Source organism: Microbacterium sp. Root61, assembly GCF_001427525.1.
Lineage (GTDB): Bacteria > Actinomycetota > Actinomycetes > Actinomycetales > Microbacteriaceae > Microbacterium.
Map to the genome: position 1 here is coordinate 2,947,805 of NZ_LMGU01000001.1, position 15,179 is coordinate 2,962,983.

Sequence of the window (15,179 nt, forward strand, 5' to 3'; positions counted from 1 at the left end):
TCAGCTCAGCAGCTGGGTGCAGCGGAACAGCGCGATCGTCCGTCCGGCCTCGTCGGCGACGGTGGCATCCCAGATCTGCGTCCGTCGCCCACCGTGCACCAACTCGGCGACTGCGGTGACGGTCCCCTCGCGGGCGGTGCCCAGATAGGACGTCTTCAGCTCGAGGGTCGCGAAGCCGGTCGCCGATGCGGGCAGCAGTAGGCGGCAGCCCAGGCCGCAGGCCGTGTCGGCGAGGGCCACGACGCTGCCGGCGTGCAGGCGCCCGTTCGGTGCGAGCTGGGCGGAGGTGACCGGCATCGTGGCGGTGAGGCGCGGCGGCTCCCACGCGGTCACCTCGATGCCCAGCACTCCGGGAAGCCGGCCGGCCAGCAGCGCGGTGAGCTCGGCGGGAGTCGGCGGATTCTCGCGGGTGCCCGGGGTCGCGCGCGGCGAGCGGTCGTCGTTCAGGGGCATGCCAACCTCCAAGGGAAGGCGATGTCCTGGCCGAGAAGGCGGTCAGCACTGACCTTCGCTGCTATGTTTACCGTACCTTTTTACGGTACCGCAGAAGGGCTCTCCCATGTACGTGCACGATGTCCTGGCCCGCGCCGCCGCCGACCACTCCGACGCTCTCGCCGTCGAAGGACCCGATGGGTCGCTGAGCTTCGCCGAGCTCTGGGCCCGCGCTGAGGGGCTCGCCGCCCACTTGCAGTCGACCGGGCTGCGCCCCGGGGACGTCGTGCTGGAGGCGCTGCCGAACAGCGCCGCACTGCTGGTCAGCGACTTCGCGCTGTCTCTGGCCGGGCTCGTGCGCGTGCCGCTGAATCCGCGGCTGGGTCTGCGCGAGTGGCGTGCGATCGCCGCCGACAGCGGAGCACGCGCGTTGATCGGCACGGCGATCGATCCCACTGGCGTCGACGTGCCCCTGATCGAGATGGCGGCGGCGCCCGCCGCGCCGCCCGTCGGCTTCCGCCCGACGCCGAGCGAGATCGCCGGCCTGGCGTACTCGTCCGGGACGACAGGGCTGCCCAAGGGCGCCGTGCGCACCCACCGGATGCGGCTGGCCTCCGCCGCCGCGATGCGCGACAGCGTGATCGGCGCCGGCATCACGGACGACGCGGATGCCGCGGCATCCGTCTATCTGCACGCCGGTCCCGCGATCCACACCTCCGGGCTGTTCGTGCTGCCGATGCTCGCGCTCGGCGTGCCGCAGCTCATGCTGGACCACGCGCGACCCGCCCAGATCATCGACACCATCCGCACCCGGCGGGTCAGCCATCTCGCGGTCGTACCGACGGTGCTGAGCGCGCTCGCCGCCGTCGACGGCGTGAGCCGCGCGGACTTCGCGAGCGTGCGGATGCTCGCCTACGCCGGCTCGCCGATCCCGCCGGCCCAGCTCGCGCTCGCCTACGAGCGGCTGACGCCGGCGCTGGTGCAGTATTACGGCCTGGTCGAGGCGATGCCGCCGCTCTCGGTGCTGTCGGCGGCCGATCACGCGGCGGGCCTGGCGGCGCACCCCGAGCTGCTGCGCTCGGCGGGTCGGATCGTCCCGTCCGTCCAGATGCGCAGCGAGGACGGCGAGATCCTCGTGCGCGGGGATGCCGTGACCCCCGGCTACCGCAATGCGGAGACCCGCACCGATCTCGGCAAGAGCGTCCGCGACGGATGGCTGCACACCGGCGACGTCGGCCGCATCGACGGAGACCGTCTGTGGCTCACCGACCGCCGCTCCGACATGATCATCAGCGGCGGGTACAACATCTATCCGTCCGAGCTCGATGTGGTCGCCGCCGCGGTGCCGGGCGTGGACGGATGCGCCGCCGTCGGTCTTCCCGACCCCGTGTGGGGGCAGCGGCTCGAGCTGGCCTACTCCGGGGATGCGGCGGTCGACGACATCGCCGCCGCATTCGGTGATCTGCCGCGCCACAAGCAGCCCAAGGCGATCACCCGCCTTGACGCCCTGCCGCTCGGCGCGACGGGCAAGATCGACCGTCGTGCGGTCGCCGTGCTGCTCGCGGAGCGCGCCGAAGCCCGGCCAGTCGAGTCCGCATAGGATGCCTCCGTGACCACTCCACCGCTCGCCCAGGCGATGCTCACCCTCGGTGACCAGTGGAATCTGCTGATCATCCAGCAGGCGATGCTCGGCAAGGCGCGCCGCTTCTCGCAGTGGCGGGATCTTCTCGGTCTGTCCGACAGCGTGCTCTCGGATCGACTGAAGGAACTGCTGGCTGCCGGGATCCTGCGCCAGCAGGAGTACAGCGATGCCACGCGTCGCCGCGAGGAGTACTTCCTCACCGACCGTGGCCTCGCGCTGTGGGGCCTGCTGGTCACGCTGTGGTCGTGGGAGCAGCAGTGGGCCCAGGCCCACGAGGCGACCTGGATGCTGCGGCACGAGGTCTGCGGAGCGAGCATGGTGCCGGAGTTCGGCTGCGGCGCGTGCGGTACCCATCCGGTGACCGCGCACGACACCGAGAGCACCGACCGTTCGGCAGGCGAGATCGTCGCCGGTCCGCGCGGTCGGCACCACCGCCGCGCGGTGCGCGCGCCGGACGCACAGATCCCGTGGACTTATCACGAGGAGACCTTCGCGATCATCGGCGACCGATGGAGCACGCTCCTGCTCGGCTCGTGCTTCCTGCGGGTGCGCAGCTTCGCGGCATTCCGGGAGACGCTCGGGATCGCACGCTCGGTGCTGTCCGAGCGCCTGCGGCTGTTCGTCGAGCTCGGCGTGCTGCAGGTGCAGGTCGGCCAGGACCGTCGCGAGCGCGACTACCGCCTCACCGAGAAGGGGCGCGCGTTCTTCCCGGTGTTCGCGATGATGGTCGACTGGGCCGAGACGTGGCTCGGCGAGGACACCGAGGCGCGCGACCTGCTGATCGTGCATCGCGGATGCGGCCGCCAGCTGCAGCCGGCCCTGTTCTGCCCGTCGTGCGGCGACCGGATCGAGCGCACCGACATCCGCTTCGAGCCGACCGCGGCCTGATCGGGGTCAGCCGATCGGCGTGCTCCGGATCTCGGCGGCGGCCTCGAGCCCGGCCGACAGGAACGGGAGCACGGCATCGCCGGCGCTGTCGAAGCCGGGACCGCTGCCCGAGCCCGCGCGCCGACGATGGTCGATGCCGGCCGCGATCACCGCGATCTTGAACCGGGCTAGCGCCAAGTGGAACGCCCAGTCCTCCAGAGGTGCGCCGCCCTCGGCCTCGTACTCGGCGGCCAGCGCCCCGGCCGAAGGCAGGGTCGCGGCGGTCCAGGCGGTCGGACTGCCCAGGATGAGATCGAGCGCGGGATGCCGGTACGCGCACATCATCGCGACATCGGCGACGGGGTCGCCGATGGTCGACAGCTCCCAGTCGACGACCGCGAGCACGCGCGGGGTCGGGCCGAGCTGCAGCAGCGTGTTGTCGACGCGGTAGTCGCCGTGCACGATCCCGGTCGAGCGCTGTCGGCCGGGCATCGCCTGCTGCAACCGGGCGATCAGCGCGGCGGCGGCATCCGTCGTCTCGGCGTCGGGAGTGGCCACCAGCTCCCACTGGCCGCTCCAGCGTCGCAGCTGGCGCTGGGCGTAGCCGTCGGGGCGGCCGAAGTCGGCGAGACCGGCGGCGACATGGTCGACCCGGTGGAGCGCCGCCAGGGTGCGCACCAGCTCGGTCATCGCCGCGGTGCGGGTCGGTTCATCCAGAGCGAGGAGGTCGTCCTCGGTCTGGATGGACGCACCGCTGACGAAGGCCGCGACCGCGAAGGGGCCGCCCACCACCGTCTCGTCGGTGCAGAAGACGACGGCCTCGGCCACCGGCACGGGCGTGCCCTGCAGCGCACGGGTGACCCGGAACTCGCGGCCGACATCGTGCGCGGAGGGGGTCCGTCCGCTCCGCGGCGGCATCCGCAGGACCCAGGCGCGCGCGCCGTCGTCGAGGCGGAAGGTGAGGTTGGACCGGCCGCCGGTGATCAGCGTCGCCGCCAGCGGTCCCGCCGTCTCGGTGCCGTTCGCCTCGAGGACCTCCCGGATGCGGCCGAGTTCGGTAGGGGTGAGTTCCGTCATCGTGCCGCTTCCGCGTCCCGACGGGCCTTCCCCAGTGCCCGACGTGCGATCGACCAGCGGTGCACCTCGGAGGCGCCGTCGTAGATGCGGAACGGCCGCAACTCGCGGGCGACCCGGGCGATGGGCAGCTCCGCAGAGACCCCCAGGCCACCGCACATCTGCATCGCGCGGTCGGCGACGCGGCCGAGCGCTTCGGCCGCGAAGGTCTTCGCGATCGACGTCGAGGTCGCCCCGCGTCCGCCCGCGTCGAGCTCGGCGCACGCCTCGCGCAGCAGTGCGCGCGTGGCGGCCAGATCGATCTCGCTGTCGGCGATCGCCTGCTGCGTCATGCCGAGGTCGCCGAGACGCGACCCGAACATCTCGCGTTCGTTCACGTAGGTCAGGGCGGTGTCGTGCGCGCGGCGGGCGGCGCCGAGCCACCGCATCACGTGTGTCATCCGCGCCGGTCCGAGACGCACCTGCGCGTACGCGAAGCCTTCGTCCGCGCCGCCGAGGACGTCCTCGTCCGGGACGAACACATCCTCGAACGTGACCTCGCAGTGACCGCCGAGCGAGGCGCGGTCGATCGTGGCGATGTGGCGCACGACGGTGATGCCGGGGGTGTCCGCGGCGGCGAGCAGCATGGTCGCGCCGGACAGATCCCCGGGTTCGCCTGCGGTGCGGGCCATGATGATGAAGAACCCCGCGCCATCCGCGCCGGTGATGAACTGCTTGCGCCCGTTGACGAGCCAGCCGCCGTCCACCCGCGTGGCGCGCGTGCGCAACGCCGAGGGGTCCGAGCCGGCACCGGGGGAGGGCTCGGTCATCGCGAACGCCGAGCGCAGCTCGCCGCGCACCAGCGGTCCGAGGAAGCGCTCCGCCTGAGGCGGCGTCGCCAGCTTCTCCAGCAGGTGCATGTTGCCCTCGTCCGGGGCCTGGATGTTCAGCGCCACCGGCCCGAACAGCGAGTACCCCGCGGCCTCGAACACGGGGGCGCGGTCGAGCATGTTGAGCCCGAGGCCGCCGAGTGCGACCGGGGCGTGCGGCGCGAACACGCCGGCATCCTTCGCAGCGCCCTGCAGTCGCACGCGCAGCTCATCTCCGCCCGCAGCAGCGATGTCGCCGTCGTGCAGGTCGTCGAGCGGCAGCACCGTCGTGCGGACGAACGCCGTTGTGGCCGCCGTGATCTCGGCGACGGAGCGGGCAGGGGTCGAAGATGCGAGATCGGATGCCGACATCACACGCCTCCTCTCAGCAGGATGCCGCCATCGACGACGAGGGTCTGCCCCGTCGTCCAGGACGCCTCGTCGGACAGCAGGTAGACGACGGCGGACGCGACATCCTCCGGGACGCCCAGTCGGCGCATCGGGTACCCGGCCGCGAGGGCTTCCTCGCCCGACTCGTACAGCTTCTCCGCGAACTGCGTCTTGACCACCGCGGGGGCGACGGCGTTGACGCGGATCCCCGGCGCCAGTTCCACCGCGAGCTGCTCGGTCATGTGACGCAGCATCGCCTTGCTCGCCCCGTAGAAGCCGATGCCCTGCGCCGGGCGCAGGCCGGCGACCGACGAGACGTTCACGATCGCGCCGCCGTGCTCGCGCATCCAGCCGCGGTACACCTCCTGCGCCCACCCGAGTGTCGCGAGGCAGTTGACCTCGACGATCTTGCGCGCAGCAGCGAGGTCGAGGTCGATCATGGGTCCGTACACGGTGTTGATGCCGGTGTTGTTGACGAGCATGTCGATGCCGCCGAAGCGTTCGATCGCGGTCGCGACCACGGCGGCGCGGTGCTCGGCGTCATCCGCCCGCCCGGCGATGCCGATCGCGTACTCTTCGCCGCCCAGGGCATCGACCGCGCGGGCCAGACCCTCTTCGTGGCGGGCGGTGATCACGACTCGGGCGCCCTCGGAGACCAGCCGCTCGGCGACGGCGAAGCCGATGCCGCGGCTGGCTCCGGTGAGCACGGCGGTGCGCTTCGCGAACCTCGCCGTCGGAGGAGTGGGAGCTGTCATGGATCGATCCTCTCTGCGCCGCGTCGTCGCGGGCAACCTGCAGAGCGACGCGCGAACCCGACTGACTCTGCTAGTTGTAGCATAATGGTTCTGCGCATCGAGGGCGAAGCGCATGAGAGGACGATCGACATGACTTCATTGACTGATCTGCGGGTGCCCGTCATCGCGGCGCCGATGTTCCTGATCTCGGGACCGGAGCTGGTCATCGCGGCCTGCCGCGCCGGCATCGTCGGATCGTTCCCGACGCCGAACTGCCGCACGGTGGAAGACCTCGACCGCTGGATGACGCAGATCGTCGAAGAGCTGGATGCGGCCAAGGCCGCCGGGGAGGACGTCGCCCCGTGGGCGGTCAACCTCGTCACCCACAGCACCAACGGACGCCTCGCCGACGACCTGGCTATGGTCGCGAAGCACCGTCCGCCCATCGTGATCACGGCACTGGGGTCGCCGAAGCCGGCGATCGAGACCGTCCACGCCTACGGCGGCATCGTCATCGCCGACGTCGTCAGCATCGGACTGGCGCGCAAGGCCGTCGCCGCCGGTGCCGACGGACTGGCGTGCGTCTCGGCGGGTGCCGGTGGCCATACCGGGCACCTGTCGCCGTTCGCGTTCGTCGCGGGTGTGCGCGAGTTCTTCGACGGCATCGTCGTGGTCGCGGGCGGCATCGGATCCGGCGCCTCGATCGCGGGTGCCGTGACGACCGGTGCCGACCTCGTCTACGTCGGTACGCGCTTCCTCGCGACGACCGAGAGCATGGCGGCGACCGAGTACAAGGACATGGTCGTGCAGTACGGGGTGGACGACCTCGTCGTCACGCCCGCCGTCACCGGGACGGATGCCTCGTGGCTGAAGCCGAGCCTGATCGCCAACGGCTACGATCCGGCCGTCCTGGCAGCTCCGGCCGAGCGCAACTACGACGGCGCCACCGATGTGCAGGGGCGCTGGAAGGACATCTGGGCCGCCGGCCAGAGCATCGAGGTCATCCGTGCCGTCGAGCCGGTCGCTGACGTCGTCGACCGGCTCGCCGAGGAGTTCACCGCCGCCCTCGACCGGACCGCCGCCCGGTACGGGGTGCTCGCGCCGCGCGCGTAGCCCGAACCCCGCCCGCAGCCCGAAACGGCCCGGTCCGACTCATCGTCGGACCGGGCCTTTCCCGCGGCGTGCGCGGCTCAGGCCGAGGCGGCCTCGCCCACGACGAAGGTGACGGTCGTGGCGGTCGAGCCGCCGAAGTTCAGGGTCGCCATCGTCTTGGCGCCCTCGATCTGGTACTCGCCGGCACGGTCCGAGACCTGCAGGGCAGCATCCAGCAGCATCCGCACGCCGCTCGCGCCGACCGGGTGTCCGCCGCCGATGAGGCCGCCGCTGGGGTTGATCGGGAGAGCGCCGCCCAGGCGGATGGTGCCCTCCTCGACGGCCTGCCAGGACTGCCCCGGCGCCGTGAGTCCGATGTGGTCGATCGCGAGGTACTCGCTCGCCGAGAAGCAGTCGTGCGTCTCGAGGCCGTGGAGGTCCTCGAGGCCGACGTGTGCGCGCGCGAACGCGTCGTCCAGCGCCTGCTTCACGTGCGGCATGACGTACGGGTTCTCGGCATCGCGGGCCAGCTTCGCGTCGATCCCGATGCCGACCGTGCGATGACCCCAGCCGCGGATGACGCCGATGGGGCGGGCGTCCGGGTGGGCGCGCAGGTACCGGTCGGTGACCAGCACGACGCCGGCACCGCCGTCGGTCATCTGGCTGCAGTCGTAGCGCCGGAGGCGTCCCTCGACGAGAGGGTTGACCGCGTCATCCGATCCTGTGGCGATGAGATCGGGCACGTCCCACCCGCGCGTCTGCGCGAGCGGGTTGCGCTTGGCGTGGTCGAGATTGAGCTGCGAGATCATGTGCAGGTGACGGTCGTCCAGGCCGTAGCGGCGGTCGTACTCGTCCGCCACGCGGGCGAACATGTACGGCCACATGAACTTCGCGTCCTGGCCCTCGTGTCCGGTCCACGCGGCCGCACCGAGGTGGCCGGCTCCGACGTCGCCGGGCACGGTCTTCTCCAGCTCGACGCCCACCACGAGCGCGGAGTCGTAGTCACCGGCGCGGAGGTCGGCGATCGCGCTCAGCAGGGCGATCCCGCCCGAGGCGCACGCGGCTTCGTGCCGCGACGAGGGGGTGCCCCACAGCTCGTCGTGCACCGTCGCCGGCATCGCGCCGAGGTGCCCCTGGTGCGCGAACAGCTCGCCGAAGGCGTTGCCGACGTGCACCACGTCGATGCCGTTGCCCGCGGTGCCGGCGTCGCGGAGCGTGCCGTCGACCACCTCCCGGGTCAGGTCGGCGAAGTCGAGGCCCTCGCGCGTGTAGTTGCGGGCGAAGTCGGACTGGTAGCCGCCCAGGATCCAGATGTTCTCGCGGGTCATGTGCGTTCCTCGCCTCAGAAGCTCTCGATGACGACGGCCATCGACACGCCCAGGGCGGCCGGGATGACCAGGAGTCCGTAACCGCCGCCGGAGCGCCGCAGCAGGTCCATCGCGTTGGCCAGCAGGATGCCGCCGGTGGCGCCGAGCGGGTGCCCGACCGAGACGCCGCCGCCGTGGACGTTCACCTTGTCGGCGGAGATGCCGAGCTCGCGCATGAGTAGCAGCGGGGTCACGGAGAACGACTCGTTGAACTCCGCCACGCGGACGTCCTGGATGCCGATGCCGGCCTTCGCCAGCGCGCGGCGGGCCGCCTCGGCGGCACCGTCCAGGCGCGGCGAGCGGGCGGCGGTGTGCGCCCACGACACCACGCGACCCAGCGGTTCGCGTCCCATGGAGCGGCCCGCCTCGGCCGAGCCGATCACGATGGCGGATGCCGCGTCGCTCAGCTGCGGCGCCGTCGCGACGGTGTGCAGCCCGGCGCTCGGGCGGCTGAACCCCGGGAAGCGGGCCTCCACGCGCGCCCACAGGGGGTCGTCGCCGAAGAGCGGGGCGAGGGCGGCCAGGCCCTCCGCGGTCGTGTCGGGACGGGCGCCCTCGTCGGTGCGCAGGATCACCTCGCCGTCGACGCGCACCGGCACGATCGACTCCCACTCCGGCGCCGCGGCCGCGCGCAGATGCGATTGCACGGCGTAGGCATCGAGCTCTTCGCGGCTGAAGCCGTGCTCGGCGGCGGTGAGGTCGGCCGAGACGCCGATCGTGACGAAGCCGGTCAGCTCGCCGAGCTCGGCATCCGTCGCCAGCGTCGGCTTGTCGCTGAACATCGGCACCCGCGAGAGCGACTCGGCGCCGCCCGCGACGACGAGGTCGGCCTGGCCCGAGCGCACCTGCGCGGACGCCGACGCGATCGCATCCAGTCCCGAACAGCACATCCGCGACACGATGCCCGCGGGCACAGTGTCGGGCCACTCGGCCGCCATGATCGCCACGCGGGCGAGGTCCGTAGCCTGCTCGGCAGCGGGGGTGTTGACCCCGATGACCACGTCGTCGACGCGCTCCGCGGGAAGCCCCCGCGTGCCGAGCTCACGAAGGAGCTGTGCCAGCAGTTCGTACGACGGCACTCCGGCGAGTGTTCCCCCGCCGCGTTTGACCCGTCCCCGCGGCGTGCGGACGGTGTCGTAGATGAATGCCTCACTCACTGATTCACAGCTCCTTGTTCATGCGTCGTGCGTCGTGCGGGTCGTGCGGTGTCGGATGCCGCGGCTCAGGCGACGGGCGCGGTCAGCGACTCGCGCAGGTCGCGCTTGAGCACCTTGCCCACGGGGTTGCGCGGCAGCACGTCGCGCACCTCGAGGCGCTCCGGCAGCTTGAACGAGGCGAGCTGGTGGCCGCGGAGCAGCTCCACGATCGACTCCAGCGTGGGCGCGGTGTCCGGACGCGGCACCACGATCACCGCGATCCGCTCGCCGAGCGCGTCGTCGGGGTAGCCGACGACGGCGACGTCCATCACGTCCGGGTGATCGGAGATGTGCGCCTCGAGCTCGGCCGGAGCCACGTTCATCCCGCCGCGGATGATGATGTCCTTCGCGCGGTCGACGTAGCGCAGGAACTGCCCCGTCTGGCCGGCGATCTCGAACATGTCGCCGGTCTTGAGGTAGCCCTCCTCGTCGAACGGGGTGTTGAGGTTGGCCATGTCCGCGTAGCCGGGGAACACGTGCGGTCCCGCGATGTGCAGCTCGCCCGCCCGGCCGTGCTCGGTGATGACCTCGCCGGTCTCGAGGTCGACCAGCTTGACCTTGATCCAGTCGCCCACGCGCGAGGACCAGTGCGCGCCCTCGGCGCCGTAGCGCGGGAAGAACAGGGCGCGCTCGTCCGGGTCGGGGAAGTCCTCGGAGCTGGAGAGCAGTGCGACGCCCTCGTTCGAGCCGAAGAAGTTGATCACGCTGAGGCCGAACCGCTCCTGCCAGCCGCGCACCATCGCGGGCTGCAGCGGCGCGGACCCGGAGCCGATCCGGGTGAGGCTGCTCAGGTCGATCCGGCTGAGCAGCTCTTCGTTGTTCAGCAGCATCCACAGCATCGCCGGGGGAGCGAGCGTGTACGTGACGCGCTCCACGGCGATCTGGCGGAAGAAGGTCGGTGCGTCGAACGGGTGGTGCTGCACGAGGGCCGCACCCGAGCGCAGCCACGGGAGCATCATGCCGCAGATGCCGGCCATGTTGATCATCGGGAACGGGTTCAGCAGCACGTCCTCGGCGATGACGCGCGGGGCATCCAGCGTCGCCCAGCTGAATGCGAGCCAGTCGTAGTGGGCGCGCATGACGCCCTTCGGCAGGCCTTCGGTGCCCGAGGTCCAGCAGATGGTGACGCAGTCGTTCGGGTCGTTCGGGTGCGCGGCGCGGTAGGCCTCGACGGCGGCCGCATCCGCTGCGGTGGCCGCAGCCGGCGTCAGGTCGATGACGTCCTCGCCGAGCGGCTGGTCGCCCGTGTCGAAGCAGAAGACGGTGCGCACGGTGGTGCCGCGCGTGAGGCGCGCGATGTCTTCGGCGGGTGCGCGATCGGCGAAGCGGCGCGCGGCCACGACGACGTCGAAGGCCGCCCCGCGGCTCATCTGGCCGATCTCGTTCTCGCGGTACTGCATCGCCAGCGGCGAGACCGCGGCGCCGATCGTCCAGGCCGCAAGGTACAGCTCGGCGAGTTCGATCGAGTTCAGCAGCTGGGCGCCGATGAGGTCGCCGCGTCCGACGCCGTGCTCAAGCAGACGTGCGGCCAGCGCCGTCACCTCGCTGCCCAACTCGCCCCAGGTGAGGCGGCGGGGCTCGTTGCCGTCGAGATCGACGCGGTTGGCGGGGTCGACGATCGCGAGCTTGTCGGCGCGCTCGGCGACCTGCCCGCGGAAGATCCCGTCGATGGTCTCGGCGGTCCACCATCCCTTGTCGGTGTACTCGCTGACCCGCGCATCCGGGTGCAGACGGTCTCGACGTTCAATCACGGTGGCCTCCTTGCCGTTTGAGATCCCGCGACGTCGACGTCGACGTCGACGTCGGAGTGTGGGGGATGTGGGAGCGACCATACTGCACTTAGCAGAGTGACTTCAAGCAGAGATGCTCGATAAGCTCGGAAAATGAACGTCGAGGCCACCGAGCAGGCGGATTCCGCGCAAGCGGACCCGCGCGATCGGGCGACGATCCTGCACGGTGACGGCCCCAACGCGCTGGCCCGGGCGATCGGGTTGCTCGGCGACGAATGGACGCTGCTCCTGGTGCGCGCCGCGCTCGACGGGGCGACCCGGTACTCGCAGTTCCAGGCGGTGCTGCCGATCTCGCACGCCGTGCTCTCGCAACGGCTCGAGACGCTCGTCTCCGAGGGATTGATGGACCGCCGGCAGTACCAGGAGCATCCGCCCCGCTCCGAGTACCGGCTCGCCCCGCGCGGCTGGTCGCTCTGGCCCGTGCTGATCGCGATCTGGAGCTGGGAGCGCCGGATGGCTTCCACGGATCCCATCCGCACCCCGCCCATGCGCCACCGCGTCTGCGGCCAGGAGATGACACCGTCGTACCGCTGCCGTCACTGCGGCCAGCCCGTGGATGCGCGGCACCTGCACGTGGTGTGGGGGCCGAGCGGCGGCTGGCAGCGGACCGTGCCCGGAGCCACGACCCGCCGACGTTCTGCCACGAGCGGTGCGAAGGTGTTCTATCCCAGCACGATGGCGGTGCTCGGCAACCGCTGGTCGGCGGCGATCGTCGGCGCGGCCTTCCGCGGCATCCGCCGGTTCAGTGACTACCAGGACGTCCTCGGCTGCCCGCCGAGCGTTCTCGCCGAGCGGCTGACCTCGCTGTGCGAGCACGATGTCCTGGAGCCGGTGGCCAGCAGCGATCGTGCCGACTGGTCGGAGTACCGTCTGACGCGCAAGGGGCGAGCACTGTTCCCCGTGATCGACATGGTCGTGGATTGGGCGCAGCGCTGGTACGTGTCCGACGAGGGGCCGGTACTCGAACGCATGCACCTTGTCTGCGGAGCGCCGTTCCGCGGTGAGCTCGTCTGCGATCAGTGCGGAGTGGGCCTGCACGGCCCCGACATCGAAGTCGGCGAACCGGACTGACTCAGAGCACTTCGGGCAGGTCGCTCTCGACCGGCTCCGGACGGATCAGGTCGGCGACCGAGTCGAGCACCTCGTCGGGGCGGAAAGGGTACCGCTCGATCTCGGCGAGGTCGCTGATGCCGGTCATCACGAGCACCGTGTGCAGCCCCGCCTCGATGCCGGCCACGATGTCGGTGTCCATGCGGTCGCCGATCATGCCGGTCGTCTCGGAGTGCGCGCCGATCCGGTTCAGGGCCGAGCGGAACATCATCGGGTTCGGCTTGCCGACCACATAGGGCTCCATGCCGGTGGCCTTGGTGATGAGCGCCGAGATGGCACCGGTCGCCGGCAGCACGCCATCCGTCGAGGGCCCGGTCGCGTCGGGATTGGTGGCGATGAAGCGGGAACCGGCGCCGATGAAGCGGATGGCCTTGGTGATCGCCTCGAACGAGTAGTTGCGGGTCTCGCCGACCACGACGTAGTCGGGCTCGGTCTCGGTCATGATGAACCCGGCCTCGTGCAGGGCAGTGGTCAGCCCGGCCTCGCCGATGACGAAGGCGGACCCACCGGGAGCCTGGCCCCGCAGGAAGTCGGCGGTCGCCAGTGCCGAGGTCCAGATGGCCGCCTCGGGCACGATGAGGCCCGACTGGCGCAGCCGTGCGCTGAGATCCCGCGGCGTGAAGATGGAGTTGTTCGTCAGCACGAGGAACGGCGTGCCGTCCTCCCGCCACTGCTCCAGCAGCTCGGCCGCCCCCGGTACGGGGGTGTTCTCGTGCACCAGAACGCCGTCCATATCGGTGAGCCAACATTCGATCTCTGCACGGGTACGCATGCGGCAAGCCTAGGCCCCGCACCCTGCCCGGCGTGGGGGCCGCGGGGCCCGGGGGGCGGGGGTAGGCTCGCGAGCGTGACCCCTGATCCAGCGCCGGTATGGGACCCGACGAATCCGCCGGATCTCACCGGCCGCAAGTACCTCGTCACGGGCGCCACGCGGGGTCTGGGCTACTTCGCGGTGGAGCAGCTCACGGGTGCCGGCGCTCACGTCATCATGACCGGCCGCAACCCGAATCGGCTGGCTGGCGCTCGCGCCGCGGTGCTGCGACGGGTGCCGGATGCCTCGCTCGAAACGCTGCTGCTCGATACCAGCAACCTCGGCTCGGTGCGTGCGGCCGCGGCGACCGTGAAAGCACGCGGACGCCTGAACGGACTGCTGCTGAACGCCGGCATCGTGCATCCGCCGCGTACGCGCGAGACCACCATGGACGGCAATGAGATCGTGTTCGCGACCAACGTGCTGGGCCACTACGCGCTGGCCGGCGCCCTCCTGCCCGCGCTGGCCGCGGCGGCTGGGCGCATGGTGTGGGTCGGGAGCATGTCCACCGCGCTGACCCCGTACGACCCGGTCGACCCGCAGCTGGTCGAGGGTTACACGCCCTGGCGGGCGTACGTGCAGTCGAAGGTTGCCACCGCCGCACTGGGACTGGAGGCCGATCGGCGGCTGCGCGCGCATTTCGTCCCGGTGCAGAGCGTTGTCGCGCATCCGGGGTACTCCGCCAGCGGGCGCACGCGCGGCATCGTGGGGGTGAACGAGCCGAGCCGCATGACGCGGTTCGCCGACAACCTGCAGGCCGCGTTCGCACAGTCCAAGGAGCGCGGCGCCTGGACGCTGGTGCGTGCGTTGACGGACCGCCAGGTCGAGAGCGGCCAGTTCTGGGGCCCGCGGTACGTCTCGCACGGAGCACCCGTACTCGCGAAGCCTTCGAAGATCACGCGCAACACCGAGATCGCGGAGCGGCTGTGGACCGTGTGCGAGAACGCCGCGCGGATGCGCTGGCCGTTCGAGGCGGTGTCCGCCGTCCCGAAGTCGTCCCGAGCCTGAGCGGGGCGTCGTCGCGGGCCTGCGCGGGCGGCCTACGTCGATGCCGCCAGGGTGAGGATCTCCGGCCCGTCGTCGGTGATGGCGATCGTGTGCTCACTGTGCGCGGTCCGGCATCCGGTCGCGCTGCGGAGCGTCCATCCGTCGGGGTCGGTGCGCAGCGAGGCCGTATCCGCCATCACCCACGGTTCGAGCGCGAGCAGCAGCCCCGGGCGCAGGATGTAGCCGCGACCCGGACGGCCGGTGTTCGCGACGTGCGGATCCTGGTGCATCGTCGAGCCGATGCCGTGGCCGCCGAACTCCACGTTGATGGGATAGCCGGCCTCTCGCAACACCGTGCCGATGGCACGGGAGATGTCGCCGACCCGCGCACCGGGCCTGGCGGCCGCGATGCCCGCGCTGAGGGCATGCTCGGTCGCGCTGATCAGTGCGATGCTCTCCGGCGGCTGCGACTCGCCCACGATGAAGCTGATCGCCGAGTCTGCGGCGATGCCGTCCAGGGCCACCGCGAGGTCGAGCGTCAGCAGATCGCCGTCGGCGAGCGCGTAGTCGTGGGGCAGCCCGTGCAGCACGGCGTCATTGACGGCGGTGCAGATGTAGTGGCCGAAGGGGCCGCGTCCGAACGACGGCGCGTAGTCGACGTAGCAGGACACCGCGCCTGCCTCGGCGATCATGCTCTGTGCCCACTGGTCGATGTCCAGGAGGTTGGTGCCCACGGTGCTGCGCGTCTTCAGCGTCTGGAGGATGTGCGCGACCAGTGCGCCCGACCGCCTGGCGCGGTCCAGCTGTGTGGCGTTCAGGATCTCGATCATGCGATGCTC

Annotated in this window: 14 protein-coding genes; 5 read left to right on the forward strand and 9 right to left on the reverse strand. The window is 71.2% G+C overall.

Annotation, left to right across the window (positions count from 1 at the left end):
• Window positions 1–453: a PaaI family thioesterase gene (locus ASD65_RS13920; protein WP_082561777.1), complete on the reverse strand. Its 453-nt coding sequence runs from the start codon at window positions 451–453 to the stop codon at window positions 1–3.
• Window positions 454–559: 106 nt separating this feature from the next.
• Here ASD65_RS13920 and ASD65_RS13925 point away from each other — a divergent pair, with 106 nt between their 5' ends.
• Together ASD65_RS13925 and ASD65_RS13930 are read left to right on the forward strand one after the other, a co-directional pair.
• Window positions 560–2,032 (forward strand): class I adenylate-forming enzyme family protein, encoded by a 1,473-nt coding sequence (locus ASD65_RS13925; protein ID WP_056223623.1) that lies wholly within the window; start codon window positions 560–562, stop codon window positions 2,030–2,032.
• 9 nt (window positions 2,033–2,041) lie between these two features.
• Window positions 2,042–2,962, forward strand: a complete 921-nt coding sequence (locus ASD65_RS13930; protein WP_156378880.1) for a winged helix-turn-helix transcriptional regulator — start codon at window positions 2,042–2,044, stop codon at window positions 2,960–2,962.
• A 6-nt stretch (window positions 2,963–2,968) separates the two neighbouring features.
• Here the strand turns inward: ASD65_RS13930 and ASD65_RS13935 are convergent, their stop codons facing one another.
• From ASD65_RS13935 to ASD65_RS13945, 3 genes are read right to left on the reverse strand one after another with little or no spacing between them, the layout of a single operon-like run.
• On the reverse strand, window positions 2,969–4,018 hold the full coding sequence (locus tag ASD65_RS13935; protein ID WP_056223627.1) for a phosphotransferase family protein: 1,050 nt from the start codon (window positions 4,016–4,018) through the stop codon (window positions 2,969–2,971).
• Window positions 4,015–5,235 (reverse strand): acyl-CoA dehydrogenase family protein, encoded by a 1,221-nt coding sequence (locus ASD65_RS13940; protein WP_056223628.1) that lies wholly within the window; start codon window positions 5,233–5,235, stop codon window positions 4,015–4,017. The genes ASD65_RS13935 and ASD65_RS13940 overlap by 4 nt, the downstream gene beginning before the upstream one ends.
• A complete protein-coding gene (locus ASD65_RS13945; protein ID WP_056223631.1) occupies window positions 5,235–6,008 on the reverse strand; it encodes an SDR family oxidoreductase in 774 nt (257 codons plus the stop codon). Before ASD65_RS13945 ends, ASD65_RS13940 begins: the two co-directional genes overlap by 1 nt.
• A 129-nt stretch (window positions 6,009–6,137) precedes the next feature.
• On the opposite strand from ASD65_RS13945, the gene ASD65_RS13950 reads away from it, so the two are divergent.
• Window positions 6,138–7,100, forward strand: a complete 963-nt coding sequence (locus tag ASD65_RS13950) for an NAD(P)H-dependent flavin oxidoreductase (protein ID WP_056224915.1) — start codon at window positions 6,138–6,140, stop codon at window positions 7,098–7,100.
• Between the two features lie 77 nt (window positions 7,101–7,177).
• Here the strand turns inward: ASD65_RS13950 and ASD65_RS13955 are convergent, their stop codons facing one another.
• The 3 genes from ASD65_RS13955 to ASD65_RS13965 form a co-directional block, all read right to left on the reverse strand.
• Complete coding sequence (locus ASD65_RS13955; RefSeq protein WP_056223632.1) at window positions 7,178–8,407, reverse strand: acetyl-CoA acetyltransferase; 1,230 nt, start codon at window positions 8,405–8,407, stop codon at window positions 7,178–7,180.
• A 14-nt stretch (window positions 8,408–8,421) separates the two neighbouring features.
• On the reverse strand, window positions 8,422–9,603 hold the full coding sequence (locus ASD65_RS13960; RefSeq protein ID WP_056223633.1) for a thiolase family protein: 1,182 nt from the start codon (window positions 9,601–9,603) through the stop codon (window positions 8,422–8,424).
• 65 nt (window positions 9,604–9,668) lie between these two features.
• On the reverse strand, window positions 9,669–11,393 hold the full coding sequence (locus ASD65_RS13965) for a class I adenylate-forming enzyme family protein (protein WP_235566719.1): 1,725 nt from the start codon (window positions 11,391–11,393) through the stop codon (window positions 9,669–9,671).
• Window positions 11,394–11,525: 132 nt separating this feature from the next.
• On the opposite strand from ASD65_RS13965, the gene ASD65_RS13970 reads away from it, so the two are divergent.
• Window positions 11,526–12,503, forward strand: a complete 978-nt coding sequence (locus tag ASD65_RS13970) for a winged helix-turn-helix transcriptional regulator (protein ID WP_082561779.1) — start codon at window positions 11,526–11,528, stop codon at window positions 12,501–12,503.
• 1 nt (window position 12,504) lies between these two features.
• Here ASD65_RS13970 and ASD65_RS13975 read toward each other — a convergent pair whose 3' ends face one another.
• Window positions 12,505–13,314: an HAD-IIA family hydrolase gene (locus tag ASD65_RS13975; protein WP_056223637.1), complete on the reverse strand. Its 810-nt coding sequence runs from the start codon at window positions 13,312–13,314 to the stop codon at window positions 12,505–12,507.
• Window positions 13,315–13,389: 75 nt separating this feature from the next.
• Here ASD65_RS13975 and ASD65_RS13980 point away from each other — a divergent pair, with 75 nt between their 5' ends.
• Window positions 13,390–14,361 carry an SDR family NAD(P)-dependent oxidoreductase gene (locus ASD65_RS13980; RefSeq protein WP_056223639.1) on the forward strand — a complete coding sequence of 324 codons (972 nt, stop codon included), beginning with the start codon at window positions 13,390–13,392 and terminating at the stop codon, window positions 14,359–14,361.
• A 32-nt stretch (window positions 14,362–14,393) separates the two neighbouring features.
• Here ASD65_RS13980 and map read toward each other — a convergent pair whose 3' ends face one another.
• The gene (gene map, locus ASD65_RS13985) at window positions 14,394–15,170 is read right to left on the reverse strand and encodes a type I methionyl aminopeptidase (protein WP_056223641.1); all 777 of its coding nucleotides are present in this window, start codon (window positions 15,168–15,170) and stop codon (window positions 14,394–14,396) included.
• Between the last annotated feature and the right edge of the window lie 9 nt (window positions 15,171–15,179).

Bases quoted from the DNA above. Each gene is read 5' to 3' on its own strand.
- ASD65_RS13950 (WP_056224915.1), top strand. From the start codon at position 6,138: ATGACTTCATTGACTGATCTGCGGGTGCCCGTCATCGCGGCGCCGATG.
- ASD65_RS13955 (WP_056223632.1), bottom strand. From the start codon at position 8,407: ATGACCCGCGAGAACATCTGGATCCTGGGCGGCTACCAGTCCGACTTC.
- ASD65_RS13970 (WP_082561779.1), top strand. From the start codon at position 11,526: ATGAACGTCGAGGCCACCGAGCAGGCGGATTCCGCGCAAGCGGACCCG.
- map (WP_056223641.1), bottom strand. From the start codon at position 15,170: ATGATCGAGATCCTGAACGCCACACAGCTGGACCGCGCCAGGCGGTCG.
- ASD65_RS13920 (WP_082561777.1), bottom strand. From the start codon at position 453: ATGCCCCTGAACGACGACCGCTCGCCGCGCGCGACCCCGGGCACCCGC.
- ASD65_RS13935 (WP_056223627.1), bottom strand. From the start codon at position 4,018: ATGACGGAACTCACCCCTACCGAACTCGGCCGCATCCGGGAGGTCCTC.
- ASD65_RS13945 (WP_056223631.1), bottom strand. From the start codon at position 6,008: ATGACAGCTCCCACTCCTCCGACGGCGAGGTTCGCGAAGCGCACCGCC.
- ASD65_RS13940 (WP_056223628.1), bottom strand. From the start codon at position 5,235: ATGTCGGCATCCGATCTCGCATCTTCGACCCCTGCCCGCTCCGTCGCC.
- ASD65_RS13925 (WP_056223623.1), top strand. From the start codon at position 560: ATGTACGTGCACGATGTCCTGGCCCGCGCCGCCGCCGACCACTCCGAC.
- ASD65_RS13975 (WP_056223637.1), bottom strand. From the start codon at position 13,314: ATGCGTACCCGTGCAGAGATCGAATGTTGGCTCACCGATATGGACGGC.